General features: G+C 70.1%; 17 protein-coding genes and 1 tRNA gene. 8 read left to right on the top strand and 10 right to left on the bottom strand.

The annotated features are described in order from the left end of the window. Window positions 1–58: 58 nt before the first annotated feature. The 4 genes from SM447_RS06760 to SM447_RS06745 form a co-directional block, all read right to left on the bottom strand. Complete coding sequence (locus SM447_RS06760; RefSeq protein WP_474571836.1) at window positions 59–865, bottom strand: hypothetical protein; 807 nt, start codon at window positions 863–865, stop codon at window positions 59–61. Continuing rightward, window positions 862–1419, bottom strand: coding sequence for an RNA polymerase sigma factor (locus SM447_RS06755; protein ID WP_474571835.1), 558 nt, complete (start codon window positions 1417–1419; stop codon window positions 862–864). Before SM447_RS06755 ends, SM447_RS06760 begins: the two co-directional genes overlap by 4 nt. Before the next feature lie 8 nt (window positions 1420–1427). Then, window positions 1428–1748: an NUDIX hydrolase gene (locus SM447_RS06750; RefSeq protein ID WP_474571834.1), complete on the bottom strand. Its 321-nt coding sequence runs from the start codon at window positions 1746–1748 to the stop codon at window positions 1428–1430. 47 nt (window positions 1749–1795) lie between these two features. Further along, window positions 1796–1868 (bottom strand) — tRNA-Arg (locus SM447_RS06745). 837 nt (window positions 1869–2705) lie between these two features. Here SM447_RS06745 and SM447_RS06740 point away from each other — a divergent pair. Next, window positions 2706–3122 carry an STAS domain-containing protein gene (locus SM447_RS06740; RefSeq protein ID WP_474571833.1) on the top strand — a complete coding sequence of 139 codons (417 nt, stop codon included), beginning with the start codon at window positions 2706–2708 and terminating at the stop codon, window positions 3120–3122. On the opposite strand, the gene SM447_RS06735 is transcribed toward SM447_RS06740, so the two are convergent. Then, a complete protein-coding gene (locus SM447_RS06735) occupies window positions 3106–3813 on the bottom strand; it encodes a GAF and ANTAR domain-containing protein (RefSeq protein WP_474571832.1) in 708 nt (235 codons plus the stop codon). The genes SM447_RS06740 and SM447_RS06735 overlap by 17 nt on opposite strands. A gap of 165 nt (window positions 3814–3978) precedes the next feature. Further along, window positions 3979–4350 carry an STAS domain-containing protein gene (locus SM447_RS06730; protein WP_474571831.1) on the bottom strand — a complete coding sequence of 124 codons (372 nt, stop codon included), beginning with the start codon at window positions 4348–4350 and terminating at the stop codon, window positions 3979–3981. Between the two features lie 275 nt (window positions 4351–4625). On the opposite strand from SM447_RS06730, the gene SM447_RS06725 reads away from it, so the two are divergent. The 4 genes from SM447_RS06725 to SM447_RS06710 all read left to right on the top strand — a co-directional run bounded on the left by SM447_RS06725 (window position 4626) and on the right by SM447_RS06710 (window position 8430). After that, complete coding sequence (locus SM447_RS06725; protein WP_474571830.1) at window positions 4626–5330, top strand: GAF and ANTAR domain-containing protein; 705 nt, start codon at window positions 4626–4628, stop codon at window positions 5328–5330. A gap of 207 nt (window positions 5331–5537) precedes the next feature. Continuing rightward, on the top strand, window positions 5538–6827 hold the full coding sequence (locus tag SM447_RS06720) for a GAF domain-containing protein (RefSeq protein ID WP_474571829.1): 1290 nt from the start codon (window positions 5538–5540) through the stop codon (window positions 6825–6827). A gap of 138 nt (window positions 6828–6965) precedes the next feature. Then, the gene (locus tag SM447_RS06715) at window positions 6966–7382 is read left to right on the top strand and encodes a hypothetical protein (protein WP_474571828.1); all 417 of its coding nucleotides are present in this window, start codon (window positions 6966–6968) and stop codon (window positions 7380–7382) included. 7 nt (window positions 7383–7389) lie between these two features. Then, window positions 7390–8430, top strand: a complete 1041-nt coding sequence (locus SM447_RS06710; protein WP_474571827.1) for a polyprenyl synthetase family protein — start codon at window positions 7390–7392, stop codon at window positions 8428–8430. A gap of 38 nt (window positions 8431–8468) precedes the next feature. Here SM447_RS06710 and SM447_RS06705 read toward each other — a convergent pair whose 3' ends face one another. The 3 genes from SM447_RS06705 to SM447_RS06695 are packed head-to-tail and all read right to left on the bottom strand — an operon-like array spanning window position 8469 to window position 12505. Then, a complete protein-coding gene (locus SM447_RS06705) occupies window positions 8469–9680 on the bottom strand; it encodes an ABC transporter substrate-binding protein (RefSeq protein WP_474571826.1) in 1212 nt (403 codons plus the stop codon). After that, window positions 9677–10081, bottom strand: a complete 405-nt coding sequence (locus SM447_RS06700) for a roadblock/LC7 domain-containing protein (protein ID WP_474571825.1) — start codon at window positions 10079–10081, stop codon at window positions 9677–9679. The genes SM447_RS06705 and SM447_RS06700 overlap by 4 nt, the downstream gene beginning before the upstream one ends. Window positions 10082–10120: 39 nt before the next feature. Then, window positions 10121–12505, bottom strand: a complete 2385-nt coding sequence (locus tag SM447_RS06695; protein ID WP_474571824.1) for a sensor histidine kinase — start codon at window positions 12503–12505, stop codon at window positions 10121–10123. Window positions 12506–12951: 446 nt separating this feature from the next. On the opposite strand from SM447_RS06695, the gene SM447_RS06690 reads away from it, so the two are divergent. Beyond that, entirely contained in the window at window positions 12952–15015 is a 2064-nt protein-coding gene (locus SM447_RS06690) for a copper-translocating P-type ATPase (RefSeq protein ID WP_474571823.1), read from the top strand. Window positions 15016–15078: 63 nt separating this feature from the next. After that, window positions 15079–15510, top strand: a complete 432-nt coding sequence (locus tag SM447_RS06685; RefSeq protein WP_474571822.1) for a DUF2000 family protein — start codon at window positions 15079–15081, stop codon at window positions 15508–15510. Here the strand turns inward: SM447_RS06685 and SM447_RS06680 are convergent. Beyond that, on the bottom strand, window positions 15485–16306 hold the full coding sequence (locus SM447_RS06680; protein ID WP_474571821.1) for a helix-turn-helix transcriptional regulator: 822 nt from the start codon (window positions 16304–16306) through the stop codon (window positions 15485–15487). The two genes, SM447_RS06685 and SM447_RS06680, sit on opposite strands and share 26 nt — an antisense overlap. Window positions 16307–16448: 142 nt before the next feature. On the opposite strand from SM447_RS06680, the gene SM447_RS06675 reads away from it, so the two are divergent. Next, window positions 16449–17039, top strand: coding sequence for a copper chaperone PCu(A)C (locus SM447_RS06675; RefSeq protein WP_474571820.1), 591 nt, complete (start codon window positions 16449–16451; stop codon window positions 17037–17039). The last annotated feature ends 1 nt before the right edge of the window (window position 17040 follow it).

Raw genomic sequence — 17040 nt, 5'->3', positions numbered from 1 at the left:
TTCGGTAATCGTCAGCGCGGCGCAGACGCCGTAGCGCGAGTTCGACCGCGGCAACTGCCTAGTCGTGGTGGGAGAGTCGCCGGAAGCCGTCGACCCGGACGAGGGCCATGACGGTCAGCAGCACCGTGGCCAGCGCCCAGATGCCGGCGCTGTCCGCAGCCAGGACCACCGGCATCCGGGCTGCGGCGAGACTGGGAGCGATCACGACCAGCGTCCAGATCGCGATCAGTCCGATCGCGGCCCGGCGTACGCCGACCAACGTCCCCAGCAGCAGCGTGGCGGCGGTGAAGGCCAGGCACGGCAGCAGCATCAGGGCCAACGACACCCCGGTACGGGCACCCGCCAGGGCAAGGGCGGGGATGACGAAGGCCAGCACCGCCGCGGTACGCCGCAGCAGCGTGGTCAGACCGGCGGCGGGAGTGGCGGCGATCAGTTCCCAGGCCGGATCGGCCCGGCGGTGCCAGGCGACCGCCACGCCGGGAAGTGGCGCCAGTGGTGCGACCAGCAGCACCAGGGAGGGCAGCCCGGTCCGCAGTTCACCGAGCAGGACCGCGCAGGCGAGCACGGCGGCGGTCATGGCCAGCCACGGCATCAGCGTCCCGGCGAACCAGCGGTGACGCAGCACGGAGAAGGACCTGGTACGACCGGAGGGCACCGGCGCGGCAGCGATCTCCCGGTCCAGGTTCACCGCGACCCGTTCGATCAGGGCCCGGGTGTCGACGGTGGTGCTACCGGCCAACCGGGCACGACAGTCGGCACAGCCCTCCAGATGCACCTCGATCGCCCAGACGCTTGGCTCGTCGAGGCCGGGATCCCCTGCGGCGTACCGTTCGATCTGGGTGGTCGTGGGATGGATGGTCGTCATGACAGGGCCTCCCGCAGGGCGATCCGGGCACGGCGGACACGGGACTTGACGGTGTTCTCCGGCACGCCCAGCAGGACCGACGCTTCCCGCATGGAGAGCCCGTCGAGGACCGTGGCCCGCAGGGCGGCACGGACCTCGGGCGGCAGGACGAGCAGGGCCTGCTCCAACTCCTGTCCCACCCGGGCGGCCATCACCTCGTCCTCGGCGGCCGGGGCCGTGCTGGGCATGAGCTGCACCTGCGGCACCCGCGCCCGGCGCGCCCGCCGCCGGAACGCGTCCACCAGACGGTGAGCGGCAATGGTCCACAGCCAACCGACCGCGCTTCCCTGCGCCCCGCCCCCGCTCACCGTCGAGGCACCGGCGAAACTTCCCGAGGCCCGCCAGACCGTCAGGTACGTCTCCTGCAACACTTCCGCGACCACGTCGGGATCGGCACACCGGCGGCGCAGGCGCACCTCCAGCCAGGGCGCCGTACGCCGGTACAGCTCGTCGAACGCCCGCCGATCCCCACGGGCCACTCGGCGTACGAGTTCACCCTCGTCGGCCGCGTCCATGCCTGTTCTCACACCCGGTAAGACGACGGGCCCACCCGCAACGGGTCCCGACGCGGTGTGATCGCCGTCACTCCGCCCTTTCGTCGGCGTAGACGCCGCCTTCGACGCATCCGTGCCGACTCGTGCAGATGACCCACGTACTCGACGGAGTCGGGCGTGATCGTCACGCTGAGTTCTTCCGGAACTTCGCGGACGAGCGTCTCGACGTCGCCTTCGCCGGGCTCTCGCTTCCCGCCCGGGATGTAGTAGACATCCCTACCGCGCGACCGTGAACTGAGGATCGCGCCGTCCTCAGGATGGATCCAGGCAACCTTCTCGATGACTGTCATGCTCGGGTCCCTGAGGGCCCTGCCTGCGTCGAACAGATGAGCACAGGTGCCCCCGGCAGGATTCGAACCTGCGACACACGGTTTAGGAAACCGATGCTCTATCCCCTGAGCTACGAGGGCGCGAGGGCCTAGTCTAGCGACCTGGGGCTTCACCTGGGGTGGCAGGGAGTGGCCCCCGTTCACCCACGTTCCCGGAGCGCCGTTGTCGCAGCCCAGGAGCACAGCCGGAGCACACGAACCCCCGGTTGCGACCGGCGGTCGGCCGCCTCGGTTGGTGCCCGCTGGAGAGCACACACCGCGCGCACAGCTTCGATGATCATGGTGAGCGCTCCCCCAGGCAACGATGTAGAGCCGTGCTGCGCCTTGGGCGTGCGGGCGGGCCAGCGACACAACATCTGTCCGGTGAGCGTCCCGAAGTGGGTGAGAGCATGCCCATCGCCGACGGTCGCGCCGACCATGCTGGCCTCGGTCGCGATGGAGTGGTAGACGACAGTGGGCTCCAGGACGTGCACGAACCGGCAACGATGCTCGCGGGGTCAGACGCAGCAACATGTCCCGTCCTCAAGCGCGGGAAGGTCAGGGTCGAATCGGGCCGACTCCCGTGGGTACCGAAGCACTGCGGTATGGACCGGAGGTTCGGTCCATCGCCACTCCTCCTGCCAGGATCGATGGCCGGAGCCCTGGGTGGTGACGCCAGTCCACAGACCCGGTTCGCGGCCGTCAGTCTGCCAACGTGCTCACGCCCGCATGTCCATGAGGTGTGGGGCCGGCCGCCGAGGGTAGAAGGATGCCACGGGTCAAGACAGGTGCCCTCCAGTGCCTTCTCCGTGCCGCGTCGTACCGCACGGGTGGGCTGCCGGCGGATCGCGGAGGCGCGCCATGTCAGGTAACAGGCCATCCCGTACCCCCATAGGCCGTCGATCCGATCCGGGAAGCGATGGGTTCGGTCAGCCGATCATGTCGTTGACCCTGACCTGTCAGGGTTCGACGAAACTGGTCAGCGTTGCGGGTGAGCTTGACATGAGCAACACCCACCTGCTCACCGAATTGGTGGAATCCGTCTGTCACCCACCGGCACCGGTGATCGCGGTGGACCTCGCCGCGGTGCGGTTTTTCAGCGCGTACAGCGTGCACGCACTACTTGAGGCCAAGCGCATCGCCGCGACCTGTGGAGCCACGCTTCTCCTGCGCGACCCAGCGCCGTGCGTCACCTACGTCCTCGCCGCGGCCGGCGCCCTGGGAAGTTTCGAGCTCGTCGGCGGCGACCCACGACCTCCCCACCCACGAGCGACAGCTGTTGATCTGGTGACCCCGGGCGGCACACCGATGATGGGTAGTGTCGGGCCGGATGGGGCAGTCAGTCGCGCCCCTTGACTGCCCGCTCGACCAGTGACTCGGCGACCTCCCGCAGCTTGCGGTTGGAATCCTGGGACACCCGGGCCAGAATGGCGAAGGCCTCCTCGGCCGAACACCGGCGCTGCCCCATGATGATGCCCTTGGCCTGCTCGATCACCGCCCGGCTCTGCATCGCCTCCTGCATCTGCTGGGCCAGGGTCGCGGTGCTTTCATAAAGGTGGACATTGGCCAGTGCGATGGCGGCGTACCCGGCCAGCGTCTGCGCCAGTTCGACCTGGTTGTTGAAGACCCCCGGTGCCGCGCCGTACATGTTGAGCGCACCCACCATCGCCTCCTGGATGGGCAGGCCGATCGAGAGTGAGCTGGCGGCACCGGAATCGTGTGCCCGGCCCGCCCATTCCGGCCAGCGGCTCTCCGCCGTCATGTCCGGCACCAGCATGGCGGCCCCGGTGGTCGCCGCGTCCAGGCATGGGCCGCGACCGTGCTCGTACTGCCACTGGTCGAGCGTCAACGCCAGGTCACCGGTATGGGCAGCGGTGTACGCCTCGGCCCCCTGCACCAGGGTGACCGAGACCTCGGCGGTGCCGGGGATCGTGTCCTTGGCGACCTGGGCGATGATCGACAACACCACGTCGAGGTCGACTTCCTCGTACTTGATCCGCCCCAGTCTGATTAAGGCTGTGGCGAGGTCGGGGTGGTCCTGCGGCATGGGCTGACGTCCTTGTGCGAAGCGCCGTCGACCCAGGGGGCGGGACGGCGGGTGGCGGGACGGTCCGCAGTCACGGACCGATGTCCCGATCCGTCGGATCGGGCCGGCGCCGCTTCTTGACGCGCGTTCGTGACGCCCGGCCGGGGCGTCAGTCAGGGGACAACTCTACGGCCCGGTACGGGTCGGGCTGACGCGACGTACCAGGCCTCGGTCGACGGCGGTGACCGAGGTACGTTCGACGATCTCGAACCCGGTGAGCGCATCCATCACATCGAGGACCCGGCGCACCGCTGGCGAGAGGTGGCGGAGGATCAACCGCCCGCCCCGCTCGGGCAGCTGCCGCCGTGCCTGTAGCAGTACGTTGATGCCGCAGACGCCGAAGAAGGTCACCGCAGAGAGGTCCACCGCCACCAGTGGGGTCCTTGCCACGACGATGTTCTCCAGAAGCGCCGCCAGCTGGTGAGCGTTGCTCAGGTCAATCTCGCCAACGACCGTCACTCGGGTGACGTCTCCACTGACCTCGCAGCTCAGCTGCATTATCGGCTCGTCCCGGCCGGACGAGCCGGATGAGGTGGAGACGTGGTGACAGCCGAAATCCGACAATTCATGCGACATGGGCACCTCCCCACCTTGCGGTTCGAGGACGCTCCCGGCCGTGTCTGCCGGGGCGCGGAGGGCGCATGTCTTGACCCGGAGCCAAAGATACGCCGATCGGGTAGGCATCACCCGCCAGGTCGCTCTTGATTGCGCCAACCCTGGGTACGTTGGCCCCGTCGGCAATCTCGCCGGCCCGAACTGACAAGGACCCGCTCATGGAAGCCCCGCGGACGGACCCCGGCGAAGCCCTCGCCGAGTTGGGCCGGATCCGGCTCGACGAGGTCGAGTTCGCCGATGTAGTCAAACGCGTCGCCGAGGTGGCCAATCGGGCCGTCCCGGGCAGTGCACACGTGTCCGTCTCTCTGGTCCAGGCCGGCGCGAACAGGGTTATTGCCCACACCAGCGACCTGGCTCGGGACCTGGACGAGTGGCAGTACCAGCACGACGACGGTCCCTGCCTGGACGCCGCGGTCAGCGCCGTGAGCGTCTCCCTTCCCGACATGTCCGACGAACAGCGGTGGCCGGAGTGGGCGGCACACGCGCGGACGGCGGGGATCGGCAGCTCACTGTCGATCGGCCTGCCGCTCCAGGAGGCGGTCACCGGCGCGCTCAACCTGTACGGCACCTCGACAGGTGCCTTCGATCAGGCGGCGATCGAGCTGGCGGAGGAGTTCGCCGCGTACGCCGCTGTCGCGCTCGCCAACGCACACCTTTACGACAGTGCCTCCGTGATGGCCCGGCAGATGCAGGAGGCGATGCGCAGTCGGGCCGTGATCGAGCAGGCCAAGGGAATCATCATGGGCGAGCGGCGATGCTCGGCCGACGAGGCGTTCACGCTGTTGGCGAAGTTGTCCCAGGACACCAACCGCAAGCTGCGCGAGGTGGCCGAAGCCCTGGTGGCCAACGCCGTCAACCGCTGAGACCGAATGCGCCCGATCGGCGCGTGGAGTTCACCAACCGTCGCTGCCGGGAGGTCGCGACAGCCGCCTGCGCATCGCTGCCGCCGGAGTCAGCTACCGGTACGCTGCACCCGCGGACTGAGGCACTGCCCTGGCCTGCGGCCACCGTCATCCGACTGGTGCACCAGGGACCGTTTCCGCGCGGCAGACGAGAGGCGAACGACAAAGATGACGGCGGTACCAGGGGACCTTTCCACTGCTTCGGATCCGGCGAGGACGGGTGAGGCAGCGGAGGATCTGCGGACGCTGTTCGGGCAGTCCATCGCCGTCTTCGCAGCGTTGTCCGGGCCGGAGCACGTGCTGGAGACGGCGAACCCGGCGTTCTTCGCCGCCATCGGCGAGCAGCGGGCCCGGACCGGTGTCCCGCTGGTGGAGCTGATGCCCGAGCTGGCCGGCCAGGGTTTCATCGCGCTACTGGATCAGGTCTACCGCACCGGTGAACCGCACACCGGCCGGGACGCCCGGGTGGTGCTGGGCACCGGGCCGGACGCGCGGGAAGCGTACTTCGACTTCACCTACGAGCCGCGCCGGGGCGCCGACGGTGCCGTGACCGGCATCCGCGTGATCGGCGTGGAGACCACCCAGGTCAAGCAGGCCCAACGGTTGATGGCCGAACACCGCGCCATGCTGGAGCAGATCGCCCGCCAGGCACCGCTGGCCGAGGTGCTCGACGGGATGGCGCGCTGCATCGAGAACCTCGCCCCGCAGGAGATGCTCGTCTCGGTGCTGCTCGCCGACCCCGACGGCCGGCACCTGCGCCACGGTGCCGCGCCCAGCCTGCCGGACTTCTACAACGAGGCGATCGACGGTATCGCCACCGGTGAGGGCGTCGGGTCCTGCGGTACGGCCGCCCACCGGCGGGAGCCGGTCATCGTCACCGACATCGGCACCGATCCTTTCTGGGCCGACTTCCGTGACCTGGCCGGGCGGGTCGGACTGGCCGCCTGCTGGTCCACGCCCATCCTGGCCCGCGACGGCAGCCTGCTGGGCACCTTCGCCATGTATCACCGCACCCCGCGGGTTCCCCAGGACACCGACCTCGCGCTGGCCCGGGTCTTCGCCGACACCGCGGCGCTGGCCATCGAGCGCCACCACATCGAGCAGGCGAAACTCGCCGCCGAGGCACGCGCCAAAGCGGCCCATGACGAACTCGCCAAGGCGGTACGCGCGGAGCGGGAACTTCGCGCCGAAGCCGAGCAGCGTGCCGCCACCGCCGCGGAACTGAATGCTCAGATGCGTGCCGCAGCGGCGGCGCAGGCCGCCACGCCGCACCCCGAGCAGTGCCAACTCGGTGGTGCCCCGGGATGTACCGCACCGGCCGAAATCAAGATCGCCGACTCGTGGGGCGACTCGGCGTGGGGTTGCCCCCGCCACGTCGAGGAAGCCATCCTCAACGTACGGGCGGTCTTCATCGCCAGCGAGGAACTCGGCGGCCTGGCCGCCTACCTCAACCGCTGACCGCCGTTCCGCTACGGCGCGCCTTGCGGCGGAGCCGCGCGTAGACGCCGGTCGAGCGGTGTCGGGTACGAACACTCTGAGTCACCATCTGGACACATCTCTATCCGGTCGTGCGCCGGGTCACCAACACTTCTCCCCATGGAGAGCAGTGGGCGTGAGCGCAGCGATGAGCGTTTCGAGAAGGTGGCCGAGGAGACCTCCGAGACCGTGACGCACGCGGCCAGCGTGCTGGAGGAGGAGCTCGCGGCCGGGATAGCCAGCGCACGGCGGCTCGAGGAGAGGCTGACCGCCGACCGCAAGGTGGACCCGGAGGCGTTCGACGAGTTGGTGACGCGGGTTCGCACCGACGGGCACGCACTCATCGACACCGTCGCCGCGCAGTTGAAGATGTCCGACGACCGGCGTGGTGAGGTCATCCGCCGGTACACGTCGGACGCGCACGACGCCCTCGACGGCGTGCTCAACCTCGCACGGCTGGTGCCGGACGTGGCCAACGGGCTGGTCGACCGGCTCACGCCGGCCACCCCGCAGAAGAAGACCCCGTCGGACAGGTAGCCCGTACGTGTCCGACACCGGCGTGGCTCATGGCCATGTCACGCAGATGCTGGAGCGCTATCGCACCCTCGCGATCGACGCGCTGCTCGCTGACGTGCCGTCGGGCGGACCGCACTACCTGTACGACCTGGTGACCGAGTACCCGCGCCGATGGGGCAAGGGGTTGCGTGCCGCGCTCTGCCTCGCGACCTGTCGGGCCTTCGGCGGCACCCCGTCGGTGGGGCTCAACGCCGCCGTGACCGTGGAACTGTTCCACAACGCGTTCCTCATCCACGACGACATCCAGGACGAGAGCGAGCAGCGTCGCGGAGCGCAGACCCTGCACGGTGAGTACGGGGTCGGTGTCGCACTCAACGTGGGAAACATGACGAACCTGCTGGCGTTGCAGCGGCTCGCCGCGAACCGCAGGGCACTGGGCTCGGGAACAGCGTGGCGGCTGTTCGACGAGACCCAACTCATGCTGCGCCACTCGTTGGAGGGGCAGGCGATCGAGGTCGGCTGGATCCGGGACAACGTGTGTGACCTCGAAGCGGACGACTACTACCGGATGTGTCTGAAGAAGACCTCCTGGTACACCTGCATCTACCCGTGCCGCACCGGCATCCTCGTCGCCACCGGTCAGCACGATGCGGTCGACGTCCTCGACCGCTACGGCTGGTATCTGGGTGCCGCGTTCCAGATCCAGGACGACGCGCTCAACCTCGTCGGGGACTTCGCCCGGTACGGGAAGGAGATCGCGGGCGACCTCTGGGAGGGCAAGCGGACGCTGATCCTCATCGACTTCATGCAGCGGTGCACCGGCGAGGAGCGCGAACGGCTGGTCGCCTTCCTGGGCCGGACCAGGGCGCAACGCACGGCGGCGGAGGTGCGTTGGCTGCACGGGAGACTGCTCGCGTACGACTGCGTCGAGTCGGCCCGCCGCAGCGCCCGGGATCTGGCCGCCGCCTCGTGGCGGGAGGGACAGCGGGCGCTGGGTCCGGCGGCCGAGACCGAGGACGGCCGCTTCCTGCTCGGCCTGCCCGAGTACGTCGTGGAACGCAGCCGGTAGGGCCGGCCTACCCGCTCCTGCCGTGCGGTGGCGTCGGTTCAGCCGCCGAGCGTGGCCAGTTCCGACACCACGACGTTCGTCAGTGCCCGGCCGTCCCGCCGGACCTGGCGTAGGTACCACTTCTGGATCGGCGCGTGGGTGGCCTTCGCGAACTGCCACGGCCCCCGTGGGCTGTTGAGCTGCCCGAGCCCGGCGATCGCGGTGTTGATCGCCTCCGGGCTGGGGTTCGTGCCCGCTGCGGCGATCGCCCGGTCCAGCACGGCCGCCGCGTCGTACGACGCCATCACGATCGAGGTGGGTACCCGTCCCGGGTAGGTCGCGTTCCAGGCGGCGACGAACTCCCGGTTGGCCGCGTTGTCGAGGTCGGGTGAGTAGTTCAGGCCGTTGTAGATGCCCTCGGCCGCGTCTCCCTGCTCGACCAGGCTCGCCGGTTCGGTCACGAAGCCCGCGGCGTAGAGCGGCAGGTCGGCGACGGCGGACTCGGCGTACTGCTTGACGAAGGTGATGGCGTTCTGGGCGTCGAAGAAGCAGTAGACCGCGGCGGCTCCGGACTCGGCGATCTCGTTCAGGTACGGCCCGAAGTCCTCGGTTACCGGGAACGGGCTGAAGACGGCCCGGCCACCGGGGTTGGCCAACCGCCCGCCTAGCTCGGTGAACGTCTCGACGAATCCGCGCAGCTCGTCCCGACCGCTCTGGAAGTCCGGCCCGATGGCGTAGACCGTGCCCTGTCCTACCTCCTGTTTGACGAACGGTGCCATGGCGACGCCGGGCTCGACGGAGATCAGGTTGGTGTGCCAGACGTACGTCACGTCGGTCAACGCCGGGCGCCCGAGCGCCCCGACCAGCGGCACCTTGTGCTTGTTGATGAGCGGGAGGATGGCGGCGACGCTACCGCCGTTGATGATGCCGGTGATCGCGGAGACCCGCTCCTGTTCCAGCAGTGTCGTGGCCGACTCGACGGTCACGTCGCGCTCGTAACCCTCGTCGGCGACGATCAGCTCGGCCGGGTGACCGCCCAACCTCCCGTCGCGCATGTCCAGGTAGAGCTGGAAGCCGTCGCGTAGCTCCGAGCCCGGTGCCTGAAGCGACCCGGCGAGGTTGGTGATCATCCCAATCCGGATGGTCTGACGCTCCGGCGCCGACCGGTCCTCGCACCCGGCGGCGGCGATCGCCAGCACACCGGCCAGGAGGGCCGCGAGGAGGCGGCGACCGGGCCGGGCCGCGCGTCGGGCGGGGTGGGCGGCGATCACAGCATCCCCAGGAGCTGGGAGCGCACCGCCGGGGTCAGCACCTCTCCCATCCGGTTCGCCAGGTCGGTCATCTCGTACGAGACCTGGCCGACGTCGCAGGTGGGGCTGGCGAGCACGAGCAGCGAAGCCCCGTCGCTGAATGACATGCAGAACATGAAGCCGCCGTCCATCTGGGTGACGTTGGAGATCACCGTGCCCGCCTCGAAGAACCGGGCGGCGCCCACGAGCAGGGCGATCAGCCCGCTTCCGGTGGCGGCGAGCTGATCCGCCCGGTCGCGGGGCAGGCCGTGATTGTGCGCCAGGACCAGCCCGTCGGTGGAGATGGCGAGGGCATGGCTGACCTCGGGGATACGACTGACGAAGTTCTGCAACAGCCAGCTCAGGTCGTTCGGGCTTGTCACGGCGTCGCTCCAGATCGGGGAGGGGTTGGACTATCAGCGTCAGAAGGAGTTGGGGGCCCGGTGCCCGGCGACGCCCTTGGCGTACGCCGACATCGCGGCCGCCACGGTCGCCGGGTCCAGCTTCCGTGGCGGGTCAGCGCTCGGCTGCTGCGCCTCGGGGACGAGGTGCGGCTGCGGCACGCGGCGTGGCAACCCGACCTGGGTGGACAGTGCGGTCGTGGTGGCCGCCCACTTCTCGCCCGCGTCGGCCGGCCAGATGACGGCAACCGAGTCGCCGTCCATGGCGGTCTTGAACCAGCCGTTCACCGTCGGTCCGACCGGCACCGGCGAGCTGGACTGGACCGCTGGCTGGAACAGGGGCGCGGGCACCGGACGCGAGGCTTTCGAGCTGGACGCCGCCGGGGCGCTCGCACGCGCGCCGACGCCGGCCGGGGCCCTCCCGGCGCTCGGCATGGCGGTGTCGAAGCCGGCCACGGGACCGTTGGCGCGGGCGGTGGAGGCCACAGCCGGCCGGCCTCCGGCGGCGGAGGGCCGGGTTCGGCGCAGCTCGGGCGCGGGCGGTTCCGGCTGCTCGATCGGTCGACGCACCACGATCGCCGCCGGCAACACGATCTCGGCCACAGTGCCACCGGTTGGTCCGGGACGCAGCTCGACCTTGACGGCGTGCCGGGCGGCCAGCCGGGCGACGACGGTGAGGCCCATGGCCCGCACGCCCGACACGTCGACCGCCGACGGGTTGGCGAGCGCCGCGTTCAGCTGCTCGCACCGCTGTCTGGAGAGCCCGACGCCCTGGTCCACCACCTGCACGATCGCCCGGTCGGTGAGTGCGTGCCCGGTGACGAGTACCTCCGCCTCCGGCGGGGAGTATCCGGTCGCGTTGTCCAGCAGCTCGGCGACCAGGTGCACGACCTCGTCCACCGCGGTGCCGGCGATCGACAGTTCCTTGTCCACTGTGCCGATCCGGACCCGGGTGTAGTGCTCGATCTGGGAGAGCGCGGCCTGGAGCACGTGGTCGAGTGGGACAGGTTCCTGGCGTACCCGGGAGATGCCGGAGCCACCGAGCACCAGCAGGCTCTGGTTGATCCGGGCCATCCGGGTGGCGAGATGGTCCAGTTGGTAGAGCTGCTGGAGCCGCTCCGGGTCGGCCTCGTCGCGCTCCACCTCGTCGACCTGGGCGAGCATCGCGTCGACCAGCCGCTGCTCGCGTCGGGACAGATGGACGAAGATCTCCGCGATGTTGGCTCGCATCACCGCCTGTTCACCCGCGATTCGGACCGCTTCCCGGTGCAGGGCCCGGGTCGCGGTCGCCACCTCGGCGATCTCGTCGGAACCGGTGATCCGGAACTCCGACACCGACCGGTCGGCGACCTCATCGGGTTGGACACTGCCGGGCGGGGCCGCGCTGAGTTCCCGCACCACGGCCGGCAGCCGGTCGTACGCGACCTTGGTCACCGTGTTGCGCAGGGACCGCAGTCGGCGGGTGATTCGGCGAGCCACCACACCGGTGAGCACCGCGGTGAGCGCCAGGACCAGGAAGATGCCGACGCTCTGCAACAGCGCGTTGCGAAGCAGTTGCCCCCGCTCTGCCGACACCCGGTCGGCCACGGCGGCGTCCACGTCGCTCTGGATCCGGAACATCCGGCTGACCCAACCGTCGGTCGCCTCGACCCAGGGGGTCGAGTCCACGGCGAGCCGTCCACCGGGCAGCGTCCGGCCGACCTGGTCCAGAAGCCGCTGCGCGGCGACGACCGGCGGGTCGGTACCGATCTGCTCCCAGCTGGCCGCCCAGCCCGGCTCGGCCAGGGCCAGGAAGGCGTTGCTGGCCTCGGCGTACCGGGCCTGGGCGCCGACGATCTCCTGCTGTCCGGCCGGCGTCAGCTCACCCCCGGCGAGGCTACGCAGCACGATGACCTGAAGCTGACCGATCGCCTCACCGGCCTCGGAGATGGCCGCCGCGGCCCGGACGTCGTCGGCGATGCGCGTCGAGGTGTCGGTGGCCACGGACGCGCGGAAGGCGAGCAGGTCCGCGACGAGGATGCGGTAGCTGAAGGCGATCGCGGAGAGGGTGGCACGAGGGCTGGAGCGAACCTGTTCGCGTACCGTGCCCAGCGCGGTCAGGCCGGCATCGACCCGTTCCAGGGCGGAGTTGTCGGCCGTCACCTCGGCCCTGAGTCGCTGGAACTCGACAATCGCGGAGTCGGTACGTCCCACCTGATCGTCGAAGGCGGCGCTGGCGGCCTGGCTCTGGGTGGTCAGTTCGACCGCCGCGATCACGCGTTCGGCCTGTAGGGCGCGGGCCAACGCGCCGGCCTGGGTGGAGAGTGTGACGACGTCGTGCACGGTGCCCGCGTTGAGCACCTGCCGGACCGTTCCCTCGAGGGCCAAACCGGCGAAGCCCACCACGGCGATCAACGGTACGGCCACCAGTAACCGCAGTAGACGGACGATGCTGCCCCGGGCCAGCCATCCCCGGCGCGCTTCGGCATGGGTAGGCACTGCCGCTGTCGCACGTGTCACCGGCGTACTCCGCCCCCTTGCCTCATCGACATTGATCTCAGCAGGAACCGACGGGCACGCCGGTTACATGGTGGAGTGTGGGCATCCCTGCCCACGTCAGAGCGCATTCCTACCACGATGTATCGGTTCACCTCTAGGTTCCTGCGCGCCCGTCCAAGGGTTGACTGGCGTCTCGGACATCAACCGGAAACACGACAGCGAAACAAGTTCATCCGATCGTCTTGGATGAATGGAGGAACGGAGGACGTCCGGACCGACCGATCTTGTTATTGGCCAGTCGCGCGCAGCGGGCGACAGACATCACCCGATGAATACCCCCGTGGGGTATATGGTGATGGGTGGGAGGCGATGACATGTCCCACGACGACACCCGACATCACGAGGAGCGGCACGGCCGCCACGACAAGCACGCCGGACACGACAAGCACGCCGGACACGATCCGGCGGTGTTCCGCCGCAAGTTCTGGTTGAGCCTGGCGCTGACCGTGCCGATCGTGGTCACCAGTCACATGGTGATGGACTGGCTCGGCTACCAGCTGGACTTTCCCGGGATCGGCCTGGTGGGTCCGGTGCTCGGCACGGTGGTCTTCGGCTACGGTGGCTGGCCCTTCCTCCACGGCGCGGTACGCGAGGTCCGGGACCGCGCGCCAGGGATGATGCTGCTGATCGCGATGGCGATCACGGTCGCCTACGTGGCGTCGCTCGCCACCTCGTTCGGCGCCTTCGACCTGGACTTCTGGTGGGAACTGGCCGCGCTGGTGACGATCATGCTGCTCGGCCACTGGCAGGAGATGAAGGCGATCGGTCAGGCGCGGGGCGCGCTGTCGGCGCTGGCGGCTCTGCTGCCCGACGACGCGGAACGGCTCGACCCGCACGGGCAGCCGCACCGGGTGGCGGTGACGGACCTGGGCGTCGGTGACGTGGTCCTGGTCCGACCCGGTGCACGGGTACCGGCGGACGGCACCGTGGTCGACGGTGGGGCCGAGATGGACGAGTCGATGATCACGGGTGAGTCGCGGCCGGTGCCGCGTGCGGCCGGTGACCGGGTGGTGGCCGGCACGGTGGCCACCGACGCGGCGCTGCGGGTCCGGATCGAGGCGGTCGGCGACGACACCGCGCTGGCCGGCATCCAACGGTTGGTGGCTCAGGCACAGCAGTCCAGTGGCCGGGCTCAGGTGCTGGCGGACCGGTTTGCCGCCTGGCTCTTCTACATCGCCACCGCGACCGCCGTGCTGACCGTCGTGGTCTGGTCGCTGCTGGGCAATGTGGACGAGGCGGTAGTGCGTACGGTGACGGTGCTGGTGATCGCCTGCCCGCACGCGCTCGGCCTGGCCATCCCGCTGGTCATCGCGCTCTCCACGGCGGTGGCCGCCAAGGGCGGCATCCTGGTCAAGGACCGGCTGGCCCTGGAGCGGATGCGCACGGTGGACACGGTGCTGTTCGACAAGACCGGCACGCTGACCCGAGGCGAGCACGTCCTCACCGACGTCGCCGCCGGCACCGGCACGACCGAACCGGAGGTGCTCGCCATCGCGGCGGCGGTGGAGGCCGACAGCGAGCACCCCCTCGCCCGGGCGATCGTGGCCGCCGCCGCCGAGCAGGGGAAGCCACGCACGGCGACCGGATTCCACTCGCTGACCGGTCGCGGGGTACGTGCCGAGGTCGACGGGGTGACCTACGCCGTCGGCGGCCCGGCGCTGCTGCGGGAGCTGGACGTCGCGGTCCCGGGCGAGCTCGACCAGAACCGACAGGACTGGTCGCGCCGCGGCGCGGCGGTGCTCTACCTGCTGCGGCTGCGCGACGACCGGGCCGTCGTGCTGGGTGCCCTCGCCTTGGCCGACCAGGTGCGCCCGGAGGCCCGGCAGGCCGTCGCCGACCTGCGCACCCAGGGCATCCGCAAGATCGTGATGATCACGGGGGACGCGCGTCCGGTCGCCGAGGCGGTCGCCGCCGACCTCGGGTTCCGTCCGGGTGAGGACGAGGTCTTCGCTGAGGTGCTGCCCGCGCAGAAGGACGACACCGTGACGGAGTTGCAACGACGCGGGTTGCGGGTGGCCATGGTGGGCGACGGGGTCAACGACGCGCCCGCGCTGGCCCGCGCGGACGTGGGTATCGCGATCGGCGCCGGCACCGACGTGGCGATCGAGTCGGCCGGGGTGGTGCTCGCCTCGTCCGATCCACGCGGCGTGACCGGCGTGATCCGACTGTCCCGGGCCGCGTACCGGAAGATGCTCCAGAACCTGGCCTGGGCCGCCGGCTACAACGTGGTCGCGCTGCCGCTCGCCGCCGGGGTCCTGGCCTGGGCCGGCGTGGCGCTGAGCCCGGCGGTCGCCGCGGTGCTGATGTCGGCCTCCACCATCGTGGTCGCACTCAACGCCCAGTTGCTCCGTCGTGTCGAACTGCGCCCACCGGAGTGAGTGGCCGGAGCAGGGAAGTTTCGTACAAGACCGGCGAGGGCCACCCGGCCCAGACTCGACGGCATGGAAACCGCCACCGATCCCGTGCGCTTCGACACCAAGATCGCAGTCCTGGTCCGTGACGACCTGCCGACCTGGCAGCGGGTGAACATGACCGCGTTCCTGGTCAGCGGCATCGGCCAGGTCGCACCCGAGGTGATCGGCGAGCCGTACGCCGACGCGGACGACACCCCTTACCTGCCGATGTTCCGGCAGCCCGTGCTGGTCCTGGCCGGCACCAGGGAGACGATGACCGCCGCCCACCAGCGCGCCGTGGCCCGCGGGCTGCCGCTGTCGGTCTTCACCGCGGACCTGTTCCGCACCGGCAACGACCGCGACAACCGGGCGGCGGTCCGTGCCGTCGGACGCGACCAGCTCGACCTCGTCGGTCTGGCCGTGTACGGCCCGAAGAATGCCGTGGACAAGGTCCTCAAGGGTGCCCGGATGCACCCGTGACCCGCCGCTGACGGGCGTACTGGCCGGGGTTGAAGCCGAGAATCCGCTTGAAGTGCCGGCTCAGGTGCGACTGGTCGTGGAAGCCGGCCGTGGCGGCCGCCTCCCCGGCCGGTACGCCCTCGCGGAGCAACCGGCGGGCGAGATCCACCCGGCGGGAGACGAGGTACTGGTGCGGGCCGATGCCGAAGGCCGCGGAGAAGGAGCGCACGAGGTAGGTCGGGTGAGCGTGCAGCAGACCGGCGGCCTCCGCCAGGGTCATCCCCGCCACGAAGCGTTCGTCCAGCAGGTCGCGCAGGCGCCACGCGATCCTCGGATCCCGAACCGGCGCGACGACCGGCGTCCGGTGGCGCAACTGGGCCCGCAGCCGCTCGACGACGAGGGCCAGGTGCACCTCGGCGGCGAACTCGTCGCCCGGCTCGATCAGCCGAGCGTGGAGCAGGTCGATCCGCTGACGTAGCGGTCCGTCGTCAAAGGTCGGCCGGTCCACGGCGCGGCCGGTGAGACGTTCGCCGAGCTGCCCGGCGGCCAGGTAGAGGACCCGCTTGCGGAATCCCTGCGAGGTGACCGGTGCGCCGTTGTGCGCCACGTTCGGCGGCAACAGCGTGACGACCTGCCGGAACGCCCCGTGCTCGTGGCGGTCCAGGTCGTATCGGACGATCCCCTCGTCGACCACGAGCAGCGCCCAGCTGTCGTGGGTGTGCATGGGGTAGGCGTGGTCGGTGAACCTCGCGTGCAGCACCTCGGTGATCCCGTCGACCGAGGGGGACCAGACCCGTACCTGCTGTCGCCCGGACACGGCCGAACTGTAACCGCTCCGCCGGTTCGGTCGGCGGCCACGACGAGGACGTGGGGGTGACCGGGGCAACTCTGGCTCGGTGGAACTTCCGGGCGGCACCGACCGACCAACCTCATGACATCGCTCTTCGAGGGGAACAGAAATGTCCAGCGCCCTACCTCGCCAGCTGCTGCGCCCGGCGGTTCTGTTCACCGGGGCTGTCCTCATTGTGTCGCTGGCCGCCTGCGGTTCATCCGGGAACACGTCGGCCACCCCCACGCCGTCCGCCACGGCCGCCGCCGACGCCACCGTCGAGGCCGGCGTGCTGGGCGTACGCGACCCGTGGGTGAAGGCCGCCGACGAGGGGATGACCGCGGCGTTCGCCACGCTGGTCAACGACAGCGACAGCGACGTCACGATCACCGGCGCCACCGCCGACGTGTCGCCGATGGAGGTGCACGAGATGGCCATGGCGGACGGGAAGATGGTCATGCGGGCCAAGCAGGGCGGCGTGCTGATCAAGGCACGGACCGAGTACAAGCTGGAGCCGGGCGGCGACCACCTGATGCTGATGGACCTCGCCCGGCCGGTGCGAGCCGGTGACGAACTGACCTTCACCCTCACCTTCGCCGACGGCCGGAGCCAGACGTTCCGGGCGGTGGCAAAGCCGTTCACCGGTGCACAGGAGAGCTACGCCCCCGGACACGGTGAGCCGGCCTCCCCCACGCCGGCGAGCCACAGCCCAGCGCCGTGAC

The sequence above is a fragment of the Micromonospora aridisoli genome, from assembly GCF_056150025.1.
Note: the sequence above shows the minus strand (reverse complement) of the source record. Positions and strands in the feature narration are given on the sequence as shown.

Excerpts from the sequence above, each read along its gene's own strand:
- SM447_RS06690 (WP_474571823.1), top strand. The coding sequence starts at position 12,952 with ATGTCCCACGACGACACCCGACATCACGAGGAGCGGCACGGCCGCCAC.
- SM447_RS06730 (WP_474571831.1), bottom strand. The coding sequence starts at position 4,350 with ATGCAGCTGAGCTGCGAGGTCAGTGGAGACGTCACCCGAGTGACGGTC.
- SM447_RS06760 (WP_474571836.1), bottom strand. The coding sequence starts at position 865 with ATGACGACCATCCATCCCACGACCACCCAGATCGAACGGTACGCCGCA.
- SM447_RS06735 (WP_474571832.1), bottom strand. The coding sequence starts at position 3,813 with ATGCCGCAGGACCACCCCGACCTCGCCACAGCCTTAATCAGACTGGGG.
- SM447_RS06685 (WP_474571822.1), top strand. The coding sequence starts at position 15,079 with ATGGAAACCGCCACCGATCCCGTGCGCTTCGACACCAAGATCGCAGTC.
- SM447_RS06750 (WP_474571834.1), bottom strand. The coding sequence starts at position 1,748 with ATGACAGTCATCGAGAAGGTTGCCTGGATCCATCCTGAGGACGGCGCG.
- SM447_RS06725 (WP_474571830.1), top strand. The coding sequence starts at position 4,626 with ATGGAAGCCCCGCGGACGGACCCCGGCGAAGCCCTCGCCGAGTTGGGC.
- SM447_RS06740 (WP_474571833.1), top strand. The coding sequence starts at position 2,706 with ATGTCGTTGACCCTGACCTGTCAGGGTTCGACGAAACTGGTCAGCGTT.
- SM447_RS06755 (WP_474571835.1), bottom strand. The coding sequence starts at position 1,419 with ATGGACGCGGCCGACGAGGGTGAACTCGTACGCCGAGTGGCCCGTGGG.
- SM447_RS06715 (WP_474571828.1), top strand. The coding sequence starts at position 6,966 with ATGGAGAGCAGTGGGCGTGAGCGCAGCGATGAGCGTTTCGAGAAGGTG.
- SM447_RS06675 (WP_474571820.1), top strand. The coding sequence starts at position 16,449 with ATGTCCAGCGCCCTACCTCGCCAGCTGCTGCGCCCGGCGGTTCTGTTC.
- SM447_RS06720 (WP_474571829.1), top strand. The coding sequence starts at position 5,538 with ATGACGGCGGTACCAGGGGACCTTTCCACTGCTTCGGATCCGGCGAGG.